Origin of the sequence: Saccharopolyspora hattusasensis (assembly GCF_050972075.1) — a bacterium.
Taxonomy (GTDB): domain Bacteria; phylum Actinomycetota; class Actinomycetes; order Mycobacteriales; family Pseudonocardiaceae; genus Saccharopolyspora; species Saccharopolyspora hattusasensis.
This window is the reverse complement of the sequence record NZ_JBPCDC010000001.1, coordinates 5,416,895-5,441,751: the sequence shown is the minus strand read 5'-3', so window position 1 is coordinate 5,441,751 and position 24,857 is coordinate 5,416,895. Positions and strand designations below refer to the sequence as shown.

Sequence of the window (24,857 nt, the reverse complement as noted above, 5' to 3'; positions counted from 1 at the left end):
GGTGAGCGGAGCCACTACCCGTCAGGAGCCGAAGCTGCCGTGCTTTAGGCCGCGGACGAACTCGTGCCAGCGTGGCACTGCAACGGTTATCTGACCGGCGGCTCGGTTCTTGGTGTCGCGAACCCCGACGCAGTCAGCCCCGAAGCCGACTTCGACGCACTGGCCCTGGCCCTGGGTCCGGGTGCTGGTGCGCCAGTCGGTGATGTTTGCCATCTACAGCTCTCCTATGCGTTGTTGGATGAGTTGAACGGAACCTTCCGGATCTACCGCATGCGCCCGTAAATGGTCCATCATGATGACGTAGTTAGACAGCTCGATCTCCCTTTCGAGGTAAAGCCCGCCCACATGGGTTTCCAGATAAACCACATCGGGATCGATGTGATTCGAGTAGCGGAGGATAACGAACGGGCCGGCCTGGGCCGGATGGGCACCCGCGTCCAGCGGCATCACCTGCAGCGTTACGTGCGGCATTTCCACCAGCTTGAGCACGTGCTCCAGCTGCCGGCGCAGCACCCCGTTGCCCCCGACGCAGCGCCGCAAGGCCGATTCCCCCACGACCGCCCACAACTCTACTAGCGGGTTCGGGCCGACGACCCGCTGCTGACGCTGAATCCGCAGATCGACCCTCCGGGTTATTTCGGAATCGTCCGCTCGAATGAGCGTCGCTTTGGTCAACGCATGCGCATATTCACGTGTTTGGAGCAATCCCGGGATGGCCTCGGACTCGTACGTATGAATTGAAGACGCTTCGGCTTCCAACCCGACGTAGGTTTCGTACCACTCCGGCAGGACGTCGCTGTAGGAATGCCACCAGCCACGCTTCCGGGCGTCCCGCACCAGGTTGATCAGCTGGTCCCGCTCGGCACCGTCCACCCCGTAGAAATCCAGCAAAGCGGATACGTCGCCGACCGATGGGGACCGCTTCGCGGTTTCGAACCGTCCGATTTTCGCTTGCGTGCAGCCGAGGTGGGTGGCGGCCTGCTGCTGGGTGACCTCGGCCTGCGCCCGCAGGCGGCGCAACTCGGCGGCAAGGCGACGACGACGCACCGTGGGACTGACTGTCATGATCTACATCCTCCACGGCTCTCCACGTTGCGTCACCACCCCATCACCCGTACAGAAATCGACCACCCGACTATTCCGGTGAATAGGGCGAATGGCTGAATGCACTCCGCAGAACGCGGTTCACCGGCGGAACGGGTCGCCGCAGGCTCGTTCCGCGCCGCATTGGACGGTGCCCGCGTTGTGTTGGCGGGCAAGCGAAACCGACGCGCGACGCCGCCGGTTAATGGGCTGCGACCAGCCGGCGCCCCAGGTTGAGGCGCCGCCCCGGCCGCGAACGCCGGCCTACGGCCGCGGCACGTTGCGCAGGTTGCTGCGCGCGAGCTGCACCATCTTGCCCACGCCGCCGGAGAGGACCGTGCGGCTGACCGCGAGCGCGAAGCCCTTCACCTGGTCACCGGTGATCCGCGGCGGGATCGACAGCGCATTGGGGTCGGTCACCACGTCCACAAGCGCCGGTCCCGGGCTGCGCAACGCGTCGGCCAGGGCATCGCGCACCTCGCCGGGCTTCTCCACCCGCACCGAGTGCATCCCGGCGGCGGCCGCGAGCGCGGCGAAGTCGACGTGGTCGTGGTCGGTGCCGAAGTCGGGCAGCCCGTCGACCAGCATCTCCAGCTTCACCATGCCCAGCGATGAGTTGTTGAACACCACGACCTTCACCGGCAGCCGATGGGTGCGCAGGGTCAGCAGGTCGCCGAGCAGCATCGACAGCCCGCCGTCCCCGGACATCGAGATCACCTGACGCCCCGGCTCGGCGATCTGCGCCCCGATCGCCTGCGGCAACGCGTTGGCCATCGAACCGTGCACGAAGGAGCCGAGCACCCGCCGCCGCCCGTTCGGCGTGATGTAGCGGGCCGCCCACACGTTGCACATCCCGGTGTCCACTGTGAACACCGCGTCGTCCGCGGCGAGGTCGTCGAGCACGTCCGCGACGTACTCCGGATGGATCGGCACCTGCGTCTCGACGTTGCGCGTGTAGGCGTCCACGACGCGCTCCAACTGGCCGGCGTGCTCGCGCAGCATCCGGTCCAGGAAGGACCGGTCCGACTTCTGCGGAACGCGCGGCAGGACGGCGCGGATGGTCTCCCCGACATCACCGTGCACGGCCAGGTCCAGCACCGTGCGCCGCCCGAGGTGGGCGGGCTCGATGTCGACCTGCACGGTGTTGGCCTGCGGCAGGAAGTTGTCGTAGGGGAAGTCGGTGCCCAGCAGCACGACCAGGTCCGCGCGGTGCATCGCGTCGTAGCAGGCGCCGTAGCCGAGCAGGCCGCTCATCCCGACGTCGAAGGGGTTGTCGTACTGGATCCACTCCTTGCCGCGCAGCGCATGCCCGACCGGAGCGTTCAACCGCCCGGCGAGTTCCATGACTTCCCGGTGCGCGCCGCGGGTTCCCGCGCCGCAGAAGAACATCGGCCGCTCCGCCCCGTTCAGCTTGCCGGCGAATGCGGCCACCTGGTCCTCGGACGGCACCACCACCGGTGGTTCGCACTCGACGATCCCGTGGCCGGTGGGACGGACCGCGGACTTCTGCGCGACGTCACCGGGCAGCACCAGCACTGAAACGCCGCGCCGACCGGCAGCGGTCTGGATCGCGGTGCGCAGCAGGCGCGGCATCTGCTCGGGCTGCGACAGCAGCTCGCAGAAGTGGCTGCACTCGGCGAACAGTTCCTCGGGGTGGGTTTCCTGGAAGAACCCGGTCCCGATCTGCTCGGACGGGATGTGCGACGCGAGCGCCAGCACCGGAGCCCCGCTGCGGTGCGCGTCGAACAAGCCGTTGATCAGGTGCAGGTTGCCCGGTCCGCAACTGCCCGCGCACACCGCGAGCCGCCCGGTCAGCTGCGCTTCCGCCCCGGCGGCGAAGGCGGCTGCCTCCTCGTGGCGCACGTGGACCCACTCGATGCCCTCGGTGCGGCGGACCGCATCGACCACCGGGTTGAGGCTGTCCCCGACGATGCCGTAGATCCGCCGGACCCCGGCTTGGACGAGCACTTCGATGAACTGGTCGGCGACGGTGGGCATGGTGATCCTCCGGCAGTCGGTGGGGGGCACGGCCACTCCCGTCTACGCGGGGTGCTCACGGCCCGCAACTCGAAACCCGTGATCACCCTTTCGAGGGACGCCGGTAACGAACCGGGCGAAAAAGTCGATCAGGTCCACGCCGGCTTCGATCGCCGGAATCCCAGCCACCCGAAGGGAATCGCGGTGTCCATCCGCCTATACACCACCTGCGCGCTGGCAGTGACCGCCTCGGCGGTCGCCGGACTGCTCGTCGGCGGATTCATCGCGACAGCGGACCGAGCCCCCGCCCAACCGCGGATCACCCAGGTCTCCCAGCTTATCCCCGCCAGCGGGGAGCTCCGGTCGGAGTGATCGTCGCTTTACCGCCCACGAACGGGTCGGGAGCATCGGCTAGCGTCGGGAGCATGAGCGAACAGAACCGACTCTCGACAGGCGACAAGGCACCCGAGTTCTCCCTGCAGGACGCCGACGGCAACACCGTGTCGCTGAGCGACTACCGGGGCCGGTCCGTGGTGGTCTACTTCTACCCGGCGGCGAGCACGCCCGGCTGCACCAAACAGGCCTGCGACTTCCGCGACAGCCTGGCGGTGCTGGGCGACGCGGGCTTCGACGTCCTCGGCATCTCCCCGGACAAGCCGGCCAAGCTGGCGAGTTTCCGCGACACCGAGGGCCTGACGTTCCCGCTGCTGGCCGACGAGGACAGGTCCGTCATGACCGCGTGGGGCGCGTTCGGCGAGAAGCAGAACTACGGCAAGACCGTGCGGGGCGTGATCCGGTCGACCTTCGTGGTGGACCCGGAGGGCAAGATCGCCAAGGCGCTGTACAACGTCAAGGCCACCGGCCATGTGGACCGGCTCCGCAAGGATCTCGGAGTCTGACCGAACGGGCACCGACTCGGCCGGTGCCCCTCCCAACCGGACCTCCGCTGCGCTAGTCAAGCGCCATGTAGATCGCCACCCCGGCGGCGATCACGACGACCAGGTAGCGCAGCAGGTTCGACGGCAGCTTCTGGGCGAGCTTGCCGCCGACGAAACCACCCAGCACCGTGGTCGGCACCAGCATCAGCACGGCGATCCAGTCGACCGGCGCGATCAGCGCATAGACGATCAGCGTGACCGCGCTGCCGATCATGCCCAGCCAGCTCTTCAGCGCGTTCAACCGGCGCATGCTGTCGGTGGTGGCGAGCACCAGGATCGCGATCAGGATGACGCTGCGCGCGCCGCCGAAGTAGCCGCCGTAGATCGAGGCGACGAAGATCCCGACGGTCAGCAGCACGGTGCGGTCCGGAGCGTCCTCGCCGGGCGTCCCCAGCCACTTGCGGATGGTGTTCTGGAACGCCATCAGCACGGCGGACAGCCCCACCAGCACGGGCACGACGGCGTCGAAGACCTTGCCCGGCAGGACCATCAGCAGCACGCAGCCCAGCGCCGATCCGACGGCCGCGGCCACCGTGGTCAGCCACACCCGCCGCGGCGTTCCGGAGAGGTCCTTGCGCTGGCTGATCGCGGCCCCGACGAATCCGGGGCCCTGCGCCACCGAGTTGGTCACGTTGGCCACCAGCGGCGACATTCCGGTCGCCAGCAGGGCCGGGAAGACCAGCAGCGAGCCGCCCCCGGCCACGGCGTTGATCGCGCCGGACAGGAAGCCGACGACGACGAGCAGCGCCAGTTCGAACCAATCTGTGAACACGGCCTCTGAAGTTAGCTTCTGGAAATACTCAGGTTTACTCCGGGGCGAGCGGCATCACACCGCGCTGGTGCGGCGACCAGATCCGAGGACCCTTGCCCCGTTCGGTAACGCCGTTATCGGTTCATAGCGCCGTTATCGAACCTCGCATGCCGACCACCTGCGGGCTCCGCGATTCGCTAGTGGAGGGCGCTACCGGCCTTCCACTTGTCCCAGGACAGCGACCAGTCGCCGTAGGTGTCCCACACCGGCAATGCCGGACCACCGGAGTTGGTGACCTCGACGACGTCGCCGAGCCCGAAGTGGTCGAAGAACCACTGCGCGTTGGCCTGGTCAAGGTTGATGCAACCGTGCGAGACGTTGGAACTGCCCTGCTGGGCAACGCTGGCCGGGTTCTCGTGGACGAACTCGCCGTCGTTGGAGATGCGTTCGGCGAAGAACTCGTCGGACCGGTACGCGTTCGGATCGGGCGGGCACACCCCGTAGGAGCAAGAGTCCATCGTGTACTTCTGCTGCTTGTCCGAGATCACGTGCGCACCGAGGTGCGTCGGGGTGACGTCCTTGCCCATGCTGATGGGCATCGTGTTGACGAGCTGACCGTTGTGGAAGATCTGCATCTGCTCGGTGTTGCCGTCCGCCTTCGCGATCCAGGAGTCGTGCACCGCGAAGTCGATGCTGCGGTCGGTCTGCCCGTACACCCCGCCGCCCAGGTCGACGCCGTAGAGGTTGATCTTCAGCGAGACCTTCGTGCCCGGCTGCCAGTAGTTCTGCGGCCGGTAGTGCACTTCCTTGTCGGAAAGCCAGTACCAGCCCCCGGGCTGGTTGGGGGTGCTGCTGATCTGCAGCGCCTTCTCCGCGGCGGCGCGATCCTTGATGGAGTGGTCGAACCGGACGACGATGGGTTGACCGACACCCACGTCGTGGGTCGACGGCGCCGGGACGACGCTCGGGTACGCCTGCGCCGCGGGGGCGAGCGTGTGGATCGCCTTGTGCTGCGTGCTGCTCTTCCCGTCGCCGTCGACGACCGTCGCGGTCACGTCGTAGACCTTGGCGTAGGCGAGCACCTCGGTGGTGCGCCAGCTCGCCTGACCGTCCGCCATCTGCCCGGCGACCTGCTTGCCGTCGGGATTGGTCACGGTGACGGCCGTGAGCTTGCCGTTGTGGACCGACACGTCGATCGGCGTGGTCGGGTTCACCTGGTCGCCCCCGGCGGCCGTGATGTCGACGACCGGCGCGGGCTTGGGAGGCGCCTCGGCGCCCTGCCCGCCGCCTCCGGCCGGAGAGCACGCGGCAACCCCGATCAACGTCCCGAGAACAACACCTGCAACACACACCCGAAAGCGGACGAATTGCCGCATATTGCCTTGTCTCATTTGCTCACCCCACCTACAAGCGTAGTTTCACCTGCCACGAACGGATTACGGGGTGCGACAAGACAAGAGCGGCGGGATATCGCATGGGGGCAATAAATCCGAATTGAATGGAATTGCCCCGTATTGAATTACCGAGAGTTTTCCGATCACGACCTTTCGTCACGCCCCGCGCCCACCGCAACGACTAGCCGAGCCATACCACCCGCCCCGCGCGCGGAAGTCCGGCTCCCAGCCCCTTCTCCAGCGGCTTCCAGGGCAGCCAGTCACGCGGAGACCTGAGGACCGACCAGCGTATTTGTCCGGAGCAAGCGATCCCGAGAAGATCGACAGCGGAGTCTGCCTGAGGGGGTTGGCGTGTCCGGACTCGAAACAGCGTTCCTGCGGGTCGGCGGGACCGTCGTCAAGCACGTCGCCACGGCCTGGCTGACCAGGAGGAAGACCGAGAACCGTCGAGGCGCGGAGCTCACCGATCTGATCGCGCAGCGCTTCGGCGGGCTGCGCGAGCGGGACCGCCGCGCACTGCGCCGCAAGCTGGAGGAGGTCGGTGAGCTCGCCGGGGAACAGCTGGAAGAGCTGTGCACGCGGGAATTCGCCAACCTGGCGGACGGCGAACGCCTCGCCGCCCTCGACGCGGTCGTGGACGCCCTCGCGGAGTCAGACCTGTCCGACGCCGTGCTCTTCGGCGCGGACCTGCATCCGATCTCGCTCGCCAAGCAGGTCCGCGATCAGGTGCTCGACGCACCCGCCCGCGCCGGGCTCGGCGCGGGCGCGCGGGCGCTGTTCGACCGTGCCCTGGACCAGAGCTGCGTGCAGCTGGTGCACCTGGTCCGCGAGCTGCCCGAATACGACTCCCGCCTGGCCGAGGAGACCCTGCGACGCGCATCCGACGTCCTGTCCGGCATCGACCGGGTCCTGGAGCGATTACCGGTCACCAGCCTGGACGCGCCCGCCGGGGCCGACCACGACGAGCAGTTCCGCGCCCGCTACCTCGACCTCGTCGCCAAGCACAACGACGACTTGGAGCTGATCGGCGTCAGCATCCGGAACTTCCGCCCCAAGACCCGGCTTTCCGTGGCCTACCTCAGCCTCAGCGTCGACGAGGGGCGCCACCGCAACGACCCGTGGTCCGCGCAGCACAAGCACCGCAACGAGTCGATGCGGGTCGAATCCGCGCTGAGCAGGGCCGAACGCACGCTGGTGCGCGGCGAGGCCGGTTCGGGCAAGAGCACCCTGCTGCGCTGGATCGCCGTGCAGTCGGCGCGCAACGGCTTCACCGGTGCGCTGCAGAAGTGGAACGGCCGCGTGCCGGTGCTGATCAAGCTCCGCGGCTACGCCGACCGCCCGCTGCCGCGCCCGGAGGAGTTCCTGTCCGAGCCGCTGAGCCCGCTGGTCGGTCCGGTTCCGGCCGACTGGATGCACCGCCGGCTGATCGCTGGTGAGGTGCTGCTGCTGGCCGACGGCGTGGACGAGCTCGTGGAGGACGAACGCGGCCGGGTCCGCGACTGGCTCGGCAACGTGCTGCAGAGCTACCCCGACACTGCCGTCGTGGTGACCGCACGACCTGCCGCGGCCAGCACCGCGTGGCTGCGCGCCGAAGCTTTCACCGCAGTCGATCTGGAGCACATGACCGCTTCGGACGTCCACGAGTTCCTGCGGCGCTGGCACCAGGCCCTGATCGACTCCGAGGTCGACGCCCTGCCCTTCGACCGGGCCGAGGTCCGGGCCCACCACCGCAGCCTGATCGCGAAGCTCGATGCCCGTCCGCACCTGCGCAACCTGGCACGTAGCCCGCTGCTGTGCGCGATGTTGTGCGCGTTGAACCTCGATCGCGGCGGCGACCTGCCTCGCGATCGCAAGAACCTCTACGAGGCGGCGCTAGAGATGCTGCTGATCCGGCGGGAATCGCTGCGCGGCATCCGGCACGAGATCGACCTGACCTACGCGCAGAAGCTGGTGGTGCTGCAGGACCTGGCGTTCTGGCTGAATCTCAACGGCCGCGCGGAGATCGACCGCGACAACGCCTTGCGCCGCATCGAGCGGAAGCTGCCGACCATGCCCGGGGTGACCTGCCGGGCCGAGGACTGCCTGGCCTACCTGGTGGAACGCAGCGGGGTCGTCCGCGAACCCGCCGAGGGTCGCATCGACTTCGTGCACCGGACGTTCCAGGAGTTCCTCGCGGCGCGCGAGATAGCCGCGGAGGAGCACGTCCCGCTGCTGGTGGACAACGCACACTCCGACCAGTGGCGGGAGACCGTGATCATGGCGGCGGGTTTACTGACCCGGCCGCGCCGCGCGGACCTCCTGACCGGCCTGCTCGACCGCGCCGAGCAGTCGAACGTGAAGCAGCGCCGCCGCCTGCTGCTGCTGGTCGCCACCTGCCAGGAATCCCTCGACGACCTTCCGTTGTCCGTGGTGGAGCGGCTGGAGGCGGCGATCGGCAGCCTGGTTCCGCCGCGCAACACCCGGGAGAGCCAGTCACTGGCGACCGTGGGCGAGGCCCTGCTGTGCTACCTGCCCGAACGGACCGGCGAGCTGTCCGCGGCGCAGGCGGTGGCGTGCGTGCGCACGGCTGCGCTGATCAACGGCCCGGCAGCGGTGGAGCGGCTCGCCGAGTACGCGGTGGACCCGCGCGGCGAGGTGCAGGACGAGCTCGCGGCGGCTTGGGAGCTGTTCGAGCCGCAGGTGTTCGCCGAGCGGGTGCTCGCGCATGCCCCGCTCAACGACGGCCACCTCACGGTGCGCAACCTGGATCAACTGCCGCACCTGCCGAAAGTCACGGCCTTGCAACGGGTTTCGCTGCGGATCCGGGAGGAGATCAGCGACCTGGACTTCCTCCCGCGCGACATCCGGATCTCCGCGATCAACGCATACAGCCGCGCCCCCGCATCGCTGCGCCCGCTACGCGACCACCCTGAGCTGACCTACCTGCTGCTGAGCAACTCGACGAGCTGGCGCGACCACGACGTCCTCCGCGAACTACCCGGGCTCCGGCACCTCTTCTTCGCGCAGCGCCCCGGCCCGGACCGGCTGGACTTCCTGGACAACCTGCCGCGGCTGCGGGAGCTGTGGCTTTTCGAACTACAGGAGATAAGCGACTACGCGCCCATCACCAGCAGCGCCGACCTGGAGGTGCTCAGCCTGCAGAACCCGCGCAAGATCGGCTTCCTGGCGGACCTGAGCGCGCTGCCCCGGCTGCGAGAACTGCACATCCACGACTGCGCGACCGCCGACGTCTTCGACCGCACCTACGAGTCGTTTCCCGAGCTGCGGCGGGTCCTGTTCAACAGATGCTGGCTCACCGACCTCGCGGCGCTGGGCGCGCTGCCGGACCTCCGACGCCTGGAGATCATCGACTGCCCGTCGTTGACCAGCTTGGACGCCTTGCGGCGGATGCCGCGCCTGCGCACCGTGAACCTCCGCGGCGCCCGCCCCGGCCTCGACCTGTCACCGCTGGCTGGACGCGACATCCGGGTGGTCGTGGGCGCGAAGGACCGGGTCAAGGGCATCCCGCTGCTGAGGCCCGGCACCGTCCACCGGGTCTGAGAGCCTGTCGGCGAATGCCGTCCGCGCCTTGGAAGCGGCGCAGCCGCTTGCAGCCACCTTGCCAAGACGACCATCGGCGGGTTCTGAGCGGTTTCCTGGCGAGGACGGCCCCTCCGCCGCGTATTGGACATACATCAGGAGGGGCACCCGCAGTCCAGGGAACCGCTCAGGTTCCGCTAAGCGACCACCCACCCAGACCATTCACCAACAGGCGCTGAGGCGCAGGCCGACTAGGCCGCCAGTTTGCGCAGCGCTGGGAGAAGCAGCCGGAGCGCTCGGCCCCGGTGGGAGTCGGCGTCCTTCTCCTCCGGGGAGAGCTCTGCGCTGGTTCGGGTTTCGCCTTCCGGGACGAAGACCGGGTCGTAGCCGAAGCCGTTGGCTCCGCGCTCCTCCCGGATCACCGTTCCTCGCCATTCGCCACGCACCACGGTTTCCATACCGTCCGGCAGCACCAGCGCCGACGCCGAGACGAATGCCGCGCCGCGGCGCTCGTCGGGGACGTCCGCGAGCTGGCCCAGCAGGAGGTCCAGGTTCGCCTGGTCATCGCCGTGCTTGCCGGACCAGCGGGCCGACAGGACGCCCGGCATGCCGCCCAGCGCGTCGACCGCGATGCCCGAGTCGTCGGCGACCGCGGGCAGGCCGGTGGCCTTCGCCGCGTCGGCGGCCTTCGCCACCGCGTTCTCCTCGAACGTCGCTCCCGTTTCCGGGGCTTCCGGGAAGTCCGGGACGTCGGCTAGGCCGACGACCTCCACGCCCGTCACGCCCTCGGCTTCCAGGATTCGGCGCAGTTCCACCAGCTTCTTCTGGTTGCGGGTGGCCAGCAGGACGCGGGTCATGCGGCGCTCCCCGGCAGCTCGCCCGGGTAGGGCTCGGCAAGCGCCGCGGCCTGCAGCTGGGCGAGCTTGGCGCAGCCGTCCAGCGCGAAGTCGATCATCTTGTCCATCGTGGACCGCGTGTAGGTGGCGCCCTCGCCGGTGCCCTGCACCTCCACCAGGGTGCCGTGGTCGGTGGCCACCACGTTCATGTCGACCTCGGCGCGGGAGTCTTCCTCGTAGGGCAGGTCCAGCCGCACCCGGCCATCCACCACGCCGACGCTGACCGCGGCGACCGAGCAGGACAGCGGCTTCGGGTCGGACAGCCGACCGGCCGCGCCCAGCCACGTCACCGCGTCCGCCAGCGCCACGTAGGCGCCGGTGATCGCGGCGGTGCGGGTGCCGCCGTCGGCCTGGATCACGTCGCAGTCCAGCGTGATGGTGTTCTCGCCCAGCGCCGCCATGTCGATGCAGGCCCGCAGCGAGCGGCCGATCAGCCGGCTGATCTCGTGGGTGCGACCGCCGATGCGGCCCTTCACCGACTCGCGGGCGCTGCGGGTGTTCGTCGAGGACGGCAGCATCGCGTACTCGGCGGTCACCCAACCCAGCCCGGAACCGGTCCGCCAGCGCGGCACGCCATCCTGGACGCTGGCCGCGCACAACACCCGGGTCTTGCCGAATTCCACCAGCACCGACCCGGCCGGCCAGTCCTGGTATCCGCGGGTGATCCGCACCTCTCGGAGCGCGTCGTCGCTCCGCCCGTCAGCTCGTGCCACGCCCCAACCCTAAGCCCGCCCTGTCCCCGCCCCGCCGACCACCCCTGGCACCCGGCCGGACGAACCGGGCACGCCGCGTCGGCGCGAGACGCCGCGCGCAGGACGCCGCACGCGGAACGCCGCACGCGGAACGCCGCGCGTGGGATGGCGCGTGGGATGGCGCGTGGGATGGCGCGTGGGATGGCGCGCGTAAGACGGCGCGTAAGACGGCGCGCGAGACGCCGAACGTGAGACGCCGCGCGCGGAACGCCGCGCGCGGGATGGCGATTTCGCGCGAAATCGCCGCCTGGCACGCGTGGCGAGTGGCGATTTCGCGCGAAATCGCCGCTCCCAGGTGGGGGCGCCATTCCGCGCGCCAGCTCTACGGTCGCCAGGCGTACCGGATGTCCGGTTCTCGTTCCTCGTTTCGCCGCCCCTCGGTCCGTTCGACCTCGACGAAGCCATGCCGCTCGTAGAACCGCTGCGCCGGGGCGTTGACCTGGAACGTCCACAGGTCCAGTCCGCCGGGTCGGCGCCGCTTGGCCAGGTCCACGAACCTGCCACCCAGGCCACGGCCGCGCCACAACGGTTCGAGGTAGAGCTGGTCCAGCTCCGCGCCGTCGAGCACCAGGAGCCCAACAACCGAGCCCGCGTCGACGGCCACCCAGCATTCGCGTTGCGGCACGACGACGCGCGAGAACCAGCTCCGCACCACGTCATCGCCGTGCGCGCGGCGCACGGTCGGCAGCGCTGCGGCGACGGAACGCAGCCACACGTCGGCCATGTCGAGCGCATCGGCGTCACCGGCACGCCGGAGCACGAGGTGATCGTCCACGACGGCCGACTGTCGCAGCGGAGGCGTCGCGACGCAGCCGAATATCCGTCAGATGTCGTACATTCGGTCGGCGACGACGAGCTCGGCGGGGCCGTCGAAGGCGGCCTTCGCCTCGGCGAGGATCGCGTCGCGATCCGCCCACGGCACGATGTGCGTGAGCAGCAGGCGACGGGCCCGGGCCGTCTTCGCCACCTCCGCCGCTTGGCGCCCGGACAGGTGCACGCCGTCCGGCGCGTCCGGGAAGTCCGCCCAGGACGCCTCCGACAGCAGCGCGTCGGCGTCCGCGGCGAGTTCGATCAGCTGCTGGCACGGCCCGGTATCGCCGGTGTAGGCCAGCACCTTGCCCTCGGCCGCCACGCGAAAACCCCACGCCGGGCACAGGTGCGCCATCGGCACCGCCTGCACCTCGAACGGCCCGATGCGCACCGGCTCCGCGGAAATCGGGACGAACTCGAACACATCCGACAGATCGGTCTGGGCGAGCTCGGCGGCGTTCGGCGCGTAGAGGGCGGCGAGCCGCTCCGGCGCGTTCTCGGGAGCGATCACCGGCAACGGGCGCTCGGTCGCGTCGTACGGGGGCTTCGGGTGGTAGCGGCGCAGCACCGCCAGCGCACCGAAATCCGCGCAGTGATCGGGGTGCAGGTGGCTGAGAAACACCGCGTCGAGCTGGAACGGGTCGATGAACCGCTGCATCGCGCCGAGCGTGCCGTTGCCGAGGTCGAGCGCGATTCGCGTGCCGCCGGACTCCAGCAGGTACCCGGACGACGGCGAATCAGGGCCGGGAAAGCTGCCGGAACAACCGAGGATCGTCAGCTTCATGCGATCGAGCTTGACACGGTCAGCGGCCGAACGGCATCGGCCACAAGTGCCGGGCCGAGGAACCGGGCCGCCATCCGGGCAAACCGGTCCGGTGCGCCGGTGGCGCGGAACTCGTGCTCGGGCACCGCTTCCGGGGCTGCGAGCAGGTCGTTCTCGGTGAGCACCCGCAGCACGTCCTTGGCCGTCTCCTCCGCGCTGGAGACAAGCGTCACCTGATCACCCATCGCGAGCTGCAGCACCCCGGTGAGCATCGGGTAGTGCGTGCAGCCGAGCACCAGGGTGTCGACGTCGGCCTGCTGCAGCGGGTCCAGGTAGCTCTGCGCCAGGCCCAGGATCTGGCGGCCGCTGGTGATGCCGCGCTCGACGAAGTCCACGAAGCGCGGGCATGCCACCGTGGTGACCGTGATGCCCGGGGCGACGTTGAAAGCGTCGTCGTAGGCGCGGGACGTGATGGTGGCCTTGGTGCCGATCACGCCGATCCGCCCGTTGCGGGTGGTCGCCACCGCTCGCCGCGCCGCCGGCAGGACCACTTCGACCACCGGGATCCGGTAGCGCTCCCGGGCGTCGCGCAGGCACGCCGCCGACGCGGAGTTGCAGGCGAGCACCAGCATCTTCACGCCCTCGTCCACCAGCGAGTCGGTGATCGCGAGGGTTCGGGCGCGGATCTCCGCCAGCGGCATCGGACCGTACGGCGCGTTGGCCGTGTCGCCGACATAGTGCAGCCTTTCGGCAGGCAGTTGGTCCATGATCGCGCGGGTCACGGTCAGCCCGCCGACGCCGGAGTCGAAGATCCCGATCGGTGCGTCAGTCACCCGGCCAGTTTGCCAGTCTCAGATCCTGCGGCCTGCCCGCGCGTGCTGCGCGCCACCAGCCAGGCCGCGAGCACCCCGCCCAGCGCGCCGAACAGGTGCCCCTCCCAGGAGATCCCGACCTGGCCGGGCAGCACTCCCCACAACATGCCGCCCCAGTAGAAGAACAGCACGACAGCGACCAGGATCTGCGCGAAGCTGCGCTGGAAGAAGCCGCGCAGCAGCAGGAACACCATCCAGCCGAAGATCACCCCGGACGCGCCTACGTGCACGCCGGGCGCCCCGATCAGCCAGGTGCCGACGCCGCCGACGATCCAGACCGTCGCGGTCACCGCGACGAACTGCCGCAGCCCACCGGCCAGTACCAACCAGCCGAGCACCACCAGCGGCAGCGTGTTGGCCCACAGGTGCCCCCAGCCGGCGTGCAGCAGCGGCGCCCACAGGATGCCGTCCAGGCCACTGACGTCGCGCGGCGCGATGCCGTTGGCCTCGAGATCCGCCGCGGGGTCGGCGACGTCGAAGAGCTCGATGCCGTAGAGCACCGCGACGGCGACCAGCATGCCCACCGCGGCGCGCAGCGGATTCTGGGGCATCACTCGCGCCCGGCGGCGTTCAGGCAGTCGGTTCACACCAATGAGGCTACGCGGCGGAGACCCCGCTGGTCTCCGGGATGACCCTGAGTTTCGCCTCCGTCAGCACTTCATTCGGGGCGAACCATGATCAACATCGGCTTCCCCGGTAAGGTTCCCGATCGTTGTGCTTCTTACCCGGAAAGGTGACCCGTGCAGGTCGACATCGCGGTACCGGCGGAGGCTCGGTCCGGACAGGCACCAACCTGGGACGTCGGCACCGACACGCTGCTCTGGACCGATGCGCCCGCCCACACCGCGCACCGCTACGTCCCCGGGCACACCGATCACGTGATGGGGCTGCCGCAGCAGGTCGGCGCTGCGAAACCGCGCAGCCGCGGCGGGCTGCTGCTGCACCTGGCCGAAGGCATCGCCCTGTTCGACGCCGGCGGTGCGCACCGCACGTGGCTGGTCTACTGGGCCCGCGACGACATCCGGGCCGGAGCGACCATGATCGACCGCAAGGGCCGGTTGTGGGCGACGACGGTGGGCGAAGGCGGCTGGCTGGCCCGCGTGACCGCGGACGGCGCGGCGAACATCGCGGTGCCGGGCCTGGTCGCCGGATACGGCATCGGTTGGAGCCCGGACGACACCCGGATGTACCTGTCGGACGGCGCGGCGCGGCGCATCGACGTGCTGGACTTCGACCTCGTCGCCGGTGCGGCCGGCAACCGCCGGGCGCTCGTCGACGTCGATGGCGAACCGGGCGGGCTGTGCATCGACGACGCGGGCCGGGTCTGGTTCGCGGTGCGCGACCGGGGCGAAATCCGCTGCTACACCGCGGAAGGCGAGCTGGAGCAGACGATCCCGCTGCCGGCCCGATGCCCGACGGACTGCTGCTTCGGCGGCCCGGACCTGACGGACCTGTACGTCACCACGGCCCGCGACGGCCTACTGGACCCGACCGAAGCGGACGGAGCCCTGCTGGTCCTCCCCAACATCGGCACCGGAAACCGCCCCTACTCCTTCACCGGCTGAAGCCCCCGCCGACCTCGTTCACCGCAATTTCAATGGAAATCAGAGGTCTGATTTCCATTGAAATTGCGGACCGGGAGGTGCCCTTCAGGCGTCAGCGCTCGGTGTCGCCGGAGGCGGGTCACGCCCAGAGTTGGCCTTCGAGGCGTTGGGCCGCCTCGTCGATGGTGCCGCTGTAGGCACCCGTCGACAGGTACTTCCAGCCCGCGTCCGCCACGATGAACGCGATGTCGGCCGACTCACCGTCCGCCGCCGCTTTCTCCGCGATGGTCAGCGCCGCGTGCAGCACGCCGCCGGTGGAGATGCCTGCGAAGATGCCTTCGCTCTCCAGCAGCTGGCGGGTCCGGCGCAACGCGTCGTAGGAGCCGACGGAGAACCGGCGGGTCAGCACGTCCGGGTCGTACAGCTCCGGCACGAACCCCTCGTCGAGGTTGCGCAGGCCGTAGACCAGCTCGCCGTAGCGCGGTTCGGCCGCCACCACCTGCACACCCGGCTTCTGCTGGCGCAGGTAGCGGCCCACCCCGACCAGGGTGCCGGTGGTGCCCAGCCCGGCCACGAAGTGCGTGACGGTCGGCAGGTCCCGCAAGATCTCCGGGCCGGTCGTGCGGAAGTGCGCGTCGGCGTTAGCCGGGTTGCCGTACTGGTAGAGCATCACCCAGTCCGGGTTCTGCTGGGCCAGTTCCTTGGCCACCGCGACCGCCTGGTTCGACCCACCAGCCGCGGGCGAGGAGATGATCCGCGCCCCGTAGGCCTGCAGCAGCTGCCGGCGCTCCTCCGAGGTGTTCTCCGGCATCACGCAGACCAGGCCGTAGCCCTTGAGCTTGGCGGCCATGGCCAGCGAGATCCCGGTGTTGCCGGAGGTCGGCTCCAGGATCGTGCAGCCGTGGGTGAGCCGGCCTTCCTTCTCGGCCGCCTCGATCATGGCCAGCGCCGCCCGGTCCTTGATCGAACCGGTCGGGTTGCGGTCCTCCAGCTTTGCCCACAGCCGGACGTCCGGTGCCGGCGACAGGTGCGGCAACCCCACCAGCGGGGTGTCACCGAGCGCGTCCAGCAACGAGTCGTAACGAGCCACGGTGCGCCTCCTCCTTGCCCTCTACCTGCAGAGGATGTCTTCTGTTTTTCAAGCGGCTGTTTCCAAGCGGCGCAGTTTTCCAAGCGACGCTTGGCCAACCTCGCGATCGGCACCGCCGCGGATTCTCAGACGTCCTCTCGCGAGGACAGACCCAGCACCACGTATCCGGCATGCACCGGGGCCCGGAATCGAGAAGGCGTCTGAGGTTCCGCCACCGGCACCGCTTCGCGGAGCGGGTCCGCGGAGGGCGCTTAGCGCATGCCGCCGGCGACGGCGGGCAGGATCGTGACGCTGTCGCCGTCGGCGACCTTGGCTTCCAGACCGCCGGCGAAGCGGACGTCCTCGTCGTTGACGTAGACGTTGACGAAGCGGTGCAGATTGCCTTCCTTGACCAGGCGGTCCTTCAGGCCGTTGAAGTTGGTGTCGAGGTCGTTGATCACCTCGGCAACCGTGTTGCCCGAGGCCTCGACGGACTTCTGGCCACCGGTGTGGGTGCGCAGGATGGTCGGGATTGAAACGTTGATTGCCATGGGGAACCTCCTGTCCACGAAGGACTTTCGTTGGGAACGGGACGCGAACACGGGTGGGCGAGCCGCGGCTCAGTCGAGGTCTGGAACCTCGTCGGCACCGGTGTGGGCGAACATGTACGACTCCACGACCTCCACCGGCTCTTCGGTCACCTGACCGTCGAGGATCCGGTAGGAACGCAGCTCATGGGTCTTCGGGTCCCGGGTAGACACGAGCACGTAGTGCGCGTTGGGCTCCGAGGCGTAGGAGACGTCGGTGCGCGATGGGTAGGCCTCGGTCGAGGTGTGCGAGTGGTAGATGACCACCGGTTCCTCGCCGCCTGCGTCCATCTCGCGCCACACCTTCAGCTGTTCACCGGAGTCGAACCGGTAGAAGGTGGGCGAGCGCTCGGCGTTGATCATCTCGATCAGGCGCGTCGGGCGGTCCGACCCTTCCGGGCCGGCAATCACGCCGCACGCCTCGTCCGGGTGGTCCCGTCGGGCATGCGCGACCATCGCATCGACCAGGTCGCGTCGGATCACCAGCACAGCAACCATCCTAGTAGGTGAGGCACCGGTCTCCCACGATGTGGAAAATTCTTGCACCGGTGCGGCTTCGTCGGCCGAAACGCAGGTACACGATGATTCATTCCCGCGCCGAGGGGTAGAGCCGCGTGTAGGAAGTCACCTCACCGACCGGTTCCGCGGCCAGCACGCCGCGCACGATCGCCCACGCCACGACATCCGCGGCGAGCGCGCACACCGCGTCCAGCCGCGCCGCCCAGTCCTGCTCCCCCGGCGCGGGCAGGGCGGCCCCGGTGCCGGTGGCCAGCGCGAACATCGTGTCGCCGTCGACCAGCAGGTGCGCGGGCCGGACCGCGCGGGCCAGCCCGTCCTGCGCGGCGACCGCGAGCCGCCGGCATTCGGCCTTGGACAGCTCCAGGTCGGTGGCGACCACGCCGATCGTGGTGTTGAGCGGCCGGTCGATCGGGCCGTGCCGGCCCGGGCGCTTGCCGAACAGCCGCCGACCCGCCTCGACCTCGGCGGGGTCGGGCGCGCGGAGCCCGGGCGTCGGGATCCACGGCAGCCCGGTGTCCGGGTCGATCGCCGACCCCGCGGCGTTGACCGCCACCAGGGCGCCGACTGTGGTGCCGTCGTCCAGCACGGCGCTGGCCGTGCCGATGCCGCCCTTGACGGTCCCGACCACGGCGCCGGTGCCCGCGCCGACGTTGCCCTTCCGGGTCTCGGTGCGGCTCGCGTTCTCGCAGGCCCGGTGGCCGAAGCCGGCGTCGGGCCGGTTGCCCCAGTCGCCCATCGGGACGTCGAAGATCACCGCGCCCGGCACCACCGGGACCACGTGCTTCGGGTCGGGACCGACCCGCACGCCGTGCCCCCGATCGCCGAGCCAGCGCATCACCCCGTCGGCCGCCGCGAGGCCGTAGGCGCTGCCGCCGCTGAGGACGATGCCGTGCACCTTCTGCACCAGGTGGCTCGGTTCGAGCACGTCCGTTTCCCTGGTTCCCGGGCCGCCGCCGCGGACGTCCACCGCCGCCGTCGCCCCGTCCGGCACCAGGACCACGCTGGTGCCGGTCGCCCAGTGCTCGTCGAGCCGCTGCTCGTGCCCGACCCGCACACCGTCGACGTCGACGATCGCATCGAGCGCTCCCGACCGGGTCATCCGGCAGGCTCCCCCCTTCCAGGGTCGTGGGTGTTTCGGGCAACCGTGACAGCCCAAAAGTACTCACGAGGCACGTACCAACCGCACATCGTCGTCATTCACGCTGGCATCACGTTAACCAGACGTAAAGGAAGCGCCGCCGTTCTTGTTGTCGCCCCGCCGCGTCCGCACTGTGAGTCCGTTCACTATGAGGAGGATGGATGTCAACTGAGGTGCACAGCCGCGACGATGCGGCTCGCTCCGGCGGCGAGCGCAGGGTGGTCGCCAACGTCATTCGCGGCTCGATCGGCAACTTGATCGAGTGGTACGACTGGTACGCCTACACCGCGTTCAGCGTGTACTTCGCGGCGGCGTTCTTCCCGAAGGGCGACCTGACCGCCCAACTGCTCAACACCGCGGCCGTGTTCGCCGTCGGGTTCCTGATGCGCCCCCTCGGCGGCTGGCTGCTCGGCCGCTACGCGGACCGCTTCGGCCGCCGTGCCGCGCTGACCTTCTCGGTGACGCTGATGGCCTGCGGCTCGCTGCTGATCGCGCTGACCCCGGGCTACAACACCATCGGCCTCGCCGCCCCGCTGCTGCTGGTGCTCGCCCGGTTGGTGCAGGGACTCTCCGTCGGCGGCGAGTACGCGACGTCGGCGACGTACCTGTCCGAGGTCGCCTCCGCGGGCAAGCGCGGCTTCTACTCCAGCTTCCAGTACGTGACGCTCGTCGCCGGACAGCTCACCGCGCTGGGCGTGCAGATCGTGCTGCTCCAGGTGCTCAGCAATGACCAGATGGAGTCGTGGGGCTGGCGGATCCCGTTCGTGATCGGCGCGATCGGAGCGGTGATCGTGATGTGGCTGCGCCGGGGCATGGACGAAACCGATAGCTACAAGGCCGCCGCGGGTGGCACCGAGTCGCGCGGCACCTTGAAGGCGCTGCTGCAGTACCCCAAGGAGTGCCTGCTCGTCGTCGGGCTGACCCTCGGCGGCACCGTGGCGTTCTACACCTACACGACGTACCTGCAGAAGTACATGGTGGCCACCTCGGGCATCGAGAAGGGCACCGTCGCCTGGATCAACTTCCTGGCGCTGCTGGTGTTCCTGTGCCTGCAGCCGCTGGCGGGCGCGCTGTCGGACCGCATCGGCCGCCGCTCGCTGCTGCTGGCCTTCGGGGTCGGTGGCACCGTGCTGACCGTGCCGATCATGACGCTGCTCGGCTCGACCAAGAACCCGGTGGCTGCGTTCGGGCTGATGTTGGCCGGTCTGGTGATCGTCACCGGCTACACCTCGATCAACGCGATCGTGAAGGCAGAACTGTTCCCGGCCAACATCCGCGCGCTCGGCGTCGGCCTGCCGTACGCGCTGACGGTGGCGATCTTCGGCGGCTGGTCGGAGCCCCTCGCGCTGTGGCTGAAGCAGTCTGGCGTCGAGCAGGCGTACTTCTGGTACGTCTCGGGCTGCGTGCTGATCTCGCTCCTGGTGTACCTGCGGATGCGCGAGACCTCGAAGGACTCCCACCTCGACCGGTGACCCGGCGCATGGCCGTACTCTGAGCGGGGTTTCGGAGGTGGCCGGTGCGCGTGCTTCTCGTCGAGGACGACGACGGCGTGGCGAACGCGCTCGTCGAAGTCCTCGCCGCGCACGGCCACCGGCCCACCCGGGTGTCCCGCGGCGCCGACGCGCTGACCCGCCACCGGGAGCACGACCTGGTGCTGCTCGACCTGGGCCTGCCGGACGCCGACGGCCTCGACGTGCTGCGGAAGCTCCGCCGGATCGGGCCGATCCCGGTGGTGGTGCTGACCGCCCGCGGCGAGGAGCGCATGATCGTCCGCGGCCTGCGCTCCGGCGCGGACGACTACCTGGTCAAGCCGGTGCGGATGGCGGAGCTGCTGGCCCGGATCGAGGCGGTGGCCCGGCGCGCTCGCCTGCCGGGCGCGGCCGCCGACGAGGTCCAGGTCGGCGACGTTTACGTCGAACTGCGGACCCGCCGGGTGCGGGTCGACGGCCGCGATGTGGAGCTGACGCCGAAGGAGTTCGACGTGCTCGCGGTGCTGGCGGGCGAGGCGGGCAGCGCGGTCAGCAGGCAACGCCTGATGGACGAGGTCTGGGGCGACGCCTACCTGGCGGTCTCCCGATCCCTGGACGTGCACATCGCGCAGCTGCGCGCCAAACTCGCCCGCCCCGAACTGCTGGTGACGATCCGCGGATTCGGCTACCGCTTCGGGGACTGAAACCGCTGCTCACAAGGGCCGTGAGACTTTTGGGCAGCGATGGCGACCCAACAGACTCACGGCCCGGACCTGCGGAAACCGCCGCTCGGTCCAGTCGGCACGGAAAGTACGGTTGACCAAGTGGAATCTCCTGGACGGCGTGGGGGCTGATGCGCAAGCGACTGTTGTTGGTGCTGCTTACCTTCTCGGTCCTCGCGGTCGCCGGGTTCGCCGCTCCGCTGCTGCGCGCCACCGCCGCGGAGCGGACGCAGCAGCTGGTGCTGGCCCGCACCGCCGACCTGGACCGGTTCGCCGCGCTCGCCGACCACGCCTTCAGCGCCGGCGACACCACCCAGCTGATCGCCGAGGCCGGCCGCTACACCGAGCTCTACGGCGAGCCTCTCGTGGTGGTCGACGCGAACCGCGCGCCGGTGGTGGAAACCGGCGGGATGCGCGCCGCCGAGGTGGCCGATTCGATCGACAAGGCGCTGCGTAACGAGCTGGCGGGGCCGGTGCCGTGGCTCCGGCCGTGGTCCGGGGGGGAGCTGGTGCGGTACCGGCCGGTCGGCGACGGCATGCGAGTGACCGGTGCGATCGTCCTGCGCGCCTCGGTGCAGCACGCGACGCAGGACATCGCCGGGCGGTGGGCGCTGATCGCGGCGGGCGCGCTGAGCGCGCTGGCGGTGTGCGGGGTGCTGGCGCTGGTGCTGGGCCGGTGGATCCTGCGGCCGCTGGCGGAGCTGCGGGCCGGGGTGCGGGCGGTGGGCGCCGGTTCGCGCCGCTCGCGGGTGCCGGAGGACGCCGGCCCGCCGGAGCTGCGGGGACTGGCGGTGTCGTTCAACCGGATGTCGGAGGCGGTCGCGGACGCCGAGGAGCAGCAGCGGCGGCTCGTCGCGGACGCGTCGCACCAGCTGCGCAACCCGATGGCCGCGCTGCGCCTGCGGGTCGACGCGCTGGAACGGCGGATCATGCCGGAAGGTACCCAGACCTACCGGTCGACGCTGGACGAGGTGGACCGCTTGGAGTCGCTGCTGGACCGGCTGCTGGACCTGGCCACCGCCGACCGCGAACCCGCGGAGTCCGCAGTGGAACCCTGCGAGGCGGACATCGTGGTGGCCGACCGGATCGAGGCGTGGCGATCCGCCGCCGAGGCGGCCGGGATCCGGTTAGCAGAGGCCCGGCTGGACCCAGCCGAGGCGGACCTCCCGGCGGACGACCTCGCCCAAGTCCTCGACATCCTGCTGGACAACGCCATCAAGTACGCCGGACAGGGGGCGACCGTGTCGGTGACCTGCGAGGCCGGCCCCGGCAGCTGCGCGCTCACCGTCAGCGACACCGGCCCGGGGCTGTCCGGCAAGGAGATATCCCTCGCCGCGCGGCGCTTCTGGCGCGCCGGGCGGCATCGCGGCAGTCGCGGTTCCGGGCTCGGGCTGGCGATCGCCGACCGCCTGGTGACGGCTCGCGGTGGCTCGCTGCGCATCGAACCCGCCCAGCCGCACGGCCTGTCGGTTCGACTGGAACTGCCGTCTCGGGAGGACGCGTGATGCGCCGCCGAACCCTGCTCGCGCTCGCCGGCACCGGGCTGCTCAGCGCCTGCACCGGGCAGACGCCCGAGCGAACGCTCCGCATCGCCGCCGGCGAGCCCGGCGGGTTCTACACCGCTTTCGCCAGGCAGCTGGCCGCCGAGGTGCCGGCAACCGTGCCGGGCCTGCGGCTGACGGTGTCGAGCAGCCAGGGCAGCGTCGCGAACGTCGAATTGTTGCGCGACGGGCAGGCCGATCTCGGCATGGTGCTCTCCCACACCGCCGCGGCGGCGCAGAACGGCGACCTCGGCCCGCGGATTCCGCTGCGCGCCTTGGGTCGGGTTTACGAGAACTACACGCAACTGGTCGTGCTGGCCGACAGCCCCGTGCACAGCATCGATGAGCTGGCCGGACGCAGGGTTTCGATCGGTGCCCCGAAGTCCGGTACCGCGATGCTCGGGGCCCACCTGCTCACGAAGCACCGCGGGGTGCACAGCGAAGCGCTGCCGCTCGAAGACGCGATCGCGGCGTTGGAGCGCAGGCGGATCGACGCGCTGCTGTGGTCCGGCGGCCTGCCGACGCCGGTGCTCAAGACGCTCGACGACCGGGTCGGTATCCGCCTGCTGCCGCTGGAGACGACGGCGGCCGGCTGCGGTCCGATGTGCGAGCCGGTCGTGGTGCCGCCCCGCGCTTACCGGCACACCGCCGGAGTCCCCACGGTCGGGGTGCCCAACATCCTGGCTTGCACCCCGGAACTTCCCGTGGACCTGGCCGAAGCGGTGGTCCGGATCCTGGTGCTCCGCGCGCCGTTCCTGGTCCCGCAGGAAACGGTGGGCACCCAGTTCCTGGACGTCCGCAACCTGATCGGTACCGGCGCGGTACCGCTGCACCCCGGCGCCGAACGCGCCTACCGCGACCTCCACGGCTGAATGCAGGTGTTCCAAACTCGTTTTGCGTGGCGGCGCGGGTAGCGCCCACGTCGAGCGGAAGGAGCGAACGGACCGTTCGTGCCGTCTCTATCGGCGTGAACAGTCCGTTCGCTCCGCCCGCAATTTGAGAGCCTGTCGGCGAATGCCGTCCGCGCCTTTGGAAGCGGCGCAGCCGCTTGCATTCACCTTGCCAAGACGACCACCGGCGGGTTCTGAGAGGTTTTCTGGCGAGGACGGCCCCTCCGCCGCGTACTGGGCATACGTCAGGAGGGGCACCCGCAGTCCAGGGAACCGCTCAGGTTCCGCTAAGCGACCACCCACCCAGACCATCCACCAACAGGCTCTATTGGTTCGTAGGGCAATTGTGTGATGTCAGGCGGCGTAGCGGACTTCGGATTTGCCGAAGTAGAAGCGAACTCGGCCAGGCGACTTCTGGAGCCGGTGGAGGAAGGAGCGGACCGCTTGTTTCGACTCGTCGCGGGTTTTCGGTGCTGTGCCGGTGGACATGGTCCGCTTGAGGTCGGCACCCCGGATCTCGTCCGCGTTGAGCTCCGGGCTGTATCCGGGCAGGAAGTGCATCTCGATCGCCGCAGCGTGATCGGTCCAGACACTTGCGGACGGTCTTACGGCGGTGGACAGGATGACCGTCGACGATCACCTGGACCTGACGGTCCAAGTGATCACGCTGAACCGTTTCCCCGGTCTTGCCCACCACGGGTGTCCGGCCGGCCGGTGCCCAGGTTCGGCCCACTGCGGCATCCGAGCGGATCCCGGTCTGGTCAGCCACAAGATCACCGCGCCCTCGCGGCAAACGCGAGCGACGATGGCCGGATAGTCCTCCCCCCATCGGCGCACGGCCTCGGGGTCCCGCTCGTAGGCCTGCGGATCGGTCTCTGCGGCGACAAACCCCAACAGCGCAGATAGTCGCCGACGGTGCGCAAACTCAACACGACGCCGTGGCGCACCCGGATCAACTCGGCCACCGCCCCAGCCGAACGCGGCGGAGCCGAAATGGGACTGGATCCGCACCCGCATGCGCTGCCGACACACCCTCACCACCCGCCTGTGGTCACCCGAGGACGGCGCAATTTCGCGAGAAATTGCGCCCACCCCGGGTGACGGGCCATCGTCGCGCTTCGTGATCGCCGCAGTGCGTTCGTGCAGGTGGTGGCAATTTCGCGAGAAATTGACCGTCACCCGGGTGAACGTCAATTTCTCGCGAAATTGACCCCACCCTTCGCCCCACCGAAGGAGAACCACCGATGTCCTGGGCCCAGCTCAGCACGTTCGTCCTCTTCACCCTGCTGATCCTCGCCATACTCACCACCCAGCTACCCGCAACAGCCCTCGCGTTCTCGATCCGGCCAGCACGCCGGAGGCGGCGGCGAAGCCGCCTACACGGTCTGGCACCTCATAGCCGACATCGAAGCCGAAACCCGCAACGAAGACACCGGGCGGAACAAGGACACCCCCCAGACCACCGGGATCTCCACAGCCGACCCAGACGAGCCCGGCGCCCCAGAGAACCCACCCGGCGGCACCACCGGTGTGCCTGAACGCTTGTGAGTGATCCTTCCGGTTCTTACCGGAAGGATCACTCACGAGACCTGACCTCCCCAGCCGGGCCGGTGCGGCGCCTCC

At 69.6% G+C, this 24,857-nt stretch carries 25 protein-coding genes; 8 read left to right on the top strand and 17 right to left on the bottom strand.

Annotated elements, in window-relative coordinates:
* Nucleotides 1-21 precede the first annotated feature (21 nt).
* From ACRXBZ_RS26005 to ACRXBZ_RS25995, 3 genes are all read right to left on the bottom strand, one after another.
* Nucleotides 22-213 (bottom strand): DUF397 domain-containing protein, encoded by a 192-nt coding sequence (locus ACRXBZ_RS26005; RefSeq protein WP_168586834.1) that lies wholly within the window; start codon nucleotides 211-213, stop codon nucleotides 22-24.
* Complete coding sequence (locus tag ACRXBZ_RS26000; RefSeq protein WP_168586833.1) at nucleotides 214-1,065, bottom strand: helix-turn-helix domain-containing protein; 852 nt, start codon at nucleotides 1,063-1,065, stop codon at nucleotides 214-216.
* 282 nt (nucleotides 1,066-1,347) lie between these two features.
* Nucleotides 1,348-3,081 carry a pyruvate dehydrogenase gene (locus tag ACRXBZ_RS25995; RefSeq protein ID WP_433881307.1) on the bottom strand — a complete coding sequence of 578 codons (1,734 nt, stop codon included), beginning with the start codon at nucleotides 3,079-3,081 and terminating at the stop codon, nucleotides 1,348-1,350.
* Nucleotides 3,082-3,264: 183 nt separating this feature from the next.
* On the opposite strand from ACRXBZ_RS25995, the gene ACRXBZ_RS25990 reads away from it, so the two are divergent.
* Together ACRXBZ_RS25990 and bcp are read left to right on the top strand one after the other, a co-directional pair.
* Complete coding sequence (locus ACRXBZ_RS25990; protein WP_168584104.1) at nucleotides 3,265-3,432, top strand: hypothetical protein; 168 nt, start codon at nucleotides 3,265-3,267, stop codon at nucleotides 3,430-3,432.
* 53 nt (nucleotides 3,433-3,485) lie between these two features.
* On the top strand, nucleotides 3,486-3,959 hold the full coding sequence (gene bcp, locus ACRXBZ_RS25985; protein ID WP_433881306.1) for a thioredoxin-dependent thiol peroxidase: 474 nt from the start codon (nucleotides 3,486-3,488) through the stop codon (nucleotides 3,957-3,959).
* A 52-nt stretch (nucleotides 3,960-4,011) separates the two neighbouring features.
* On the opposite strand, the gene ACRXBZ_RS25980 is transcribed toward bcp, so the two are convergent.
* Both ACRXBZ_RS25980 and ACRXBZ_RS25975 read right to left on the bottom strand, forming a co-directional pair.
* Nucleotides 4,012-4,770, bottom strand: a complete 759-nt coding sequence (locus tag ACRXBZ_RS25980; RefSeq protein WP_433881305.1) for a sulfite exporter TauE/SafE family protein — start codon at nucleotides 4,768-4,770, stop codon at nucleotides 4,012-4,014.
* Nucleotides 4,771-4,946: 176 nt separating this feature from the next.
* Nucleotides 4,947-6,125, bottom strand: a complete 1,179-nt coding sequence (locus ACRXBZ_RS25975; RefSeq protein WP_433881304.1) for a L,D-transpeptidase — start codon at nucleotides 6,123-6,125, stop codon at nucleotides 4,947-4,949.
* A gap of 369 nt (nucleotides 6,126-6,494) precedes the next feature.
* On the opposite strand from ACRXBZ_RS25975, the gene ACRXBZ_RS25970 reads away from it, so the two are divergent.
* Nucleotides 6,495-9,683, top strand: a complete 3,189-nt coding sequence (locus ACRXBZ_RS25970; protein WP_433881303.1) for an NACHT domain-containing protein — start codon at nucleotides 6,495-6,497, stop codon at nucleotides 9,681-9,683.
* A 230-nt stretch (nucleotides 9,684-9,913) separates the two neighbouring features.
* Here ACRXBZ_RS25970 and rdgB read toward each other — a convergent pair whose 3' ends face one another.
* From rdgB to ACRXBZ_RS25940, 6 genes are all read right to left on the bottom strand, one after another.
* Complete coding sequence (rdgB, locus tag ACRXBZ_RS25965; protein WP_433881302.1) at nucleotides 9,914-10,519, bottom strand: RdgB/HAM1 family non-canonical purine NTP pyrophosphatase; 606 nt, start codon at nucleotides 10,517-10,519, stop codon at nucleotides 9,914-9,916.
* Complete coding sequence (gene rph / locus ACRXBZ_RS25960) at nucleotides 10,516-11,271, bottom strand: ribonuclease PH (protein WP_168586826.1); 756 nt, start codon at nucleotides 11,269-11,271, stop codon at nucleotides 10,516-10,518. Before rph ends, rdgB begins: the two co-directional genes overlap by 4 nt.
* A gap of 361 nt (nucleotides 11,272-11,632) precedes the next feature.
* The gene (locus tag ACRXBZ_RS25955; protein WP_433881301.1) at nucleotides 11,633-12,070 is read right to left on the bottom strand and encodes a GNAT family N-acetyltransferase; all 438 of its coding nucleotides are present in this window, start codon (nucleotides 12,068-12,070) and stop codon (nucleotides 11,633-11,635) included.
* A gap of 63 nt (nucleotides 12,071-12,133) precedes the next feature.
* The gene (locus tag ACRXBZ_RS25950) at nucleotides 12,134-12,904 is read right to left on the bottom strand and encodes an MBL fold metallo-hydrolase (protein WP_433881300.1); all 771 of its coding nucleotides are present in this window, start codon (nucleotides 12,902-12,904) and stop codon (nucleotides 12,134-12,136) included.
* The gene (murI, locus tag ACRXBZ_RS25945) at nucleotides 12,901-13,716 is read right to left on the bottom strand and encodes a glutamate racemase (protein WP_433881299.1); all 816 of its coding nucleotides are present in this window, start codon (nucleotides 13,714-13,716) and stop codon (nucleotides 12,901-12,903) included. The genes ACRXBZ_RS25950 and murI overlap by 4 nt, the downstream gene beginning before the upstream one ends.
* Nucleotides 13,713-14,309, bottom strand: a complete 597-nt coding sequence (locus ACRXBZ_RS25940) for a rhomboid family intramembrane serine protease (RefSeq protein ID WP_433883972.1) — start codon at nucleotides 14,307-14,309, stop codon at nucleotides 13,713-13,715. Before ACRXBZ_RS25940 ends, murI begins: the two co-directional genes overlap by 4 nt.
* 186 nt (nucleotides 14,310-14,495) lie before the next feature.
* Here ACRXBZ_RS25940 and ACRXBZ_RS25935 point away from each other — a divergent pair, with 186 nt between their 5' ends.
* Nucleotides 14,496-15,320 (top strand): SMP-30/gluconolactonase/LRE family protein, encoded by an 825-nt coding sequence (locus ACRXBZ_RS25935; RefSeq protein ID WP_433881298.1) that lies wholly within the window; start codon nucleotides 14,496-14,498, stop codon nucleotides 15,318-15,320.
* Nucleotides 15,321-15,438: 118 nt separating this feature from the next.
* Here the strand turns inward: ACRXBZ_RS25935 and ACRXBZ_RS25930 are convergent, their stop codons facing one another.
* The 4 genes from ACRXBZ_RS25930 to ACRXBZ_RS25915 all read right to left on the bottom strand — a co-directional run bounded on the left by ACRXBZ_RS25930 (nucleotide 15,439) and on the right by ACRXBZ_RS25915 (nucleotide 18,573).
* A complete protein-coding gene (locus ACRXBZ_RS25930) occupies nucleotides 15,439-16,389 on the bottom strand; it encodes a PLP-dependent cysteine synthase family protein (protein ID WP_168586821.1) in 951 nt (316 codons plus the stop codon).
* A gap of 251 nt (nucleotides 16,390-16,640) precedes the next feature.
* Nucleotides 16,641-16,919: a MoaD family protein gene (locus tag ACRXBZ_RS25925; RefSeq protein WP_168586820.1), complete on the bottom strand. Its 279-nt coding sequence runs from the start codon at nucleotides 16,917-16,919 to the stop codon at nucleotides 16,641-16,643.
* Between the two features lie 69 nt (nucleotides 16,920-16,988).
* On the bottom strand, nucleotides 16,989-17,444 hold the full coding sequence (locus ACRXBZ_RS25920; RefSeq protein ID WP_305852035.1) for a M67 family metallopeptidase: 456 nt from the start codon (nucleotides 17,442-17,444) through the stop codon (nucleotides 16,989-16,991).
* Nucleotides 17,445-17,541: 97 nt separating this feature from the next.
* Nucleotides 17,542-18,573: a P1 family peptidase gene (locus ACRXBZ_RS25915; protein WP_433881297.1), complete on the bottom strand. Its 1,032-nt coding sequence runs from the start codon at nucleotides 18,571-18,573 to the stop codon at nucleotides 17,542-17,544.
* Between the two features lie 200 nt (nucleotides 18,574-18,773).
* Between ACRXBZ_RS25915 and ACRXBZ_RS25910 the strand changes: the two genes are divergently transcribed.
* The 4 genes from ACRXBZ_RS25910 to ACRXBZ_RS25895 all read left to right on the top strand — a co-directional run bounded on the left by ACRXBZ_RS25910 (nucleotide 18,774) and on the right by ACRXBZ_RS25895 (nucleotide 23,216).
* Nucleotides 18,774-20,084: an MFS transporter gene (locus tag ACRXBZ_RS25910; RefSeq protein ID WP_433881296.1), complete on the top strand. Its 1,311-nt coding sequence runs from the start codon at nucleotides 18,774-18,776 to the stop codon at nucleotides 20,082-20,084.
* Nucleotides 20,085-20,128: 44 nt separating this feature from the next.
* The gene (locus ACRXBZ_RS25905) at nucleotides 20,129-20,785 is read left to right on the top strand and encodes a response regulator transcription factor (protein WP_168586816.1); all 657 of its coding nucleotides are present in this window, start codon (nucleotides 20,129-20,131) and stop codon (nucleotides 20,783-20,785) included.
* Nucleotides 20,786-20,934: 149 nt separating this feature from the next.
* Nucleotides 20,935-22,308 (top strand): sensor histidine kinase, encoded by a 1,374-nt coding sequence (locus tag ACRXBZ_RS25900; protein WP_433881295.1) that lies wholly within the window; start codon nucleotides 20,935-20,937, stop codon nucleotides 22,306-22,308.
* A complete protein-coding gene (locus ACRXBZ_RS25895; protein WP_433881294.1) occupies nucleotides 22,308-23,216 on the top strand; it encodes a TAXI family TRAP transporter solute-binding subunit in 909 nt (302 codons plus the stop codon). The genes ACRXBZ_RS25900 and ACRXBZ_RS25895 overlap by 1 nt, the downstream gene beginning before the upstream one ends.
* A gap of 372 nt (nucleotides 23,217-23,588) precedes the next feature.
* Here the strand turns inward: ACRXBZ_RS25895 and ACRXBZ_RS25890 are convergent, their stop codons facing one another.
* A complete protein-coding gene (locus ACRXBZ_RS25890) occupies nucleotides 23,589-23,855 on the bottom strand; it encodes a transposase (protein WP_433883971.1) in 267 nt (88 codons plus the stop codon).
* A 152-nt stretch (nucleotides 23,856-24,007) separates the two neighbouring features.
* Nucleotides 24,008-24,199 carry a helix-turn-helix domain-containing protein gene (locus tag ACRXBZ_RS25885; RefSeq protein ID WP_433881293.1) on the bottom strand — a complete coding sequence of 64 codons (192 nt, stop codon included), beginning with the start codon at nucleotides 24,197-24,199 and terminating at the stop codon, nucleotides 24,008-24,010.
* Nucleotides 24,200-24,857 lie beyond the last annotated feature (658 nt).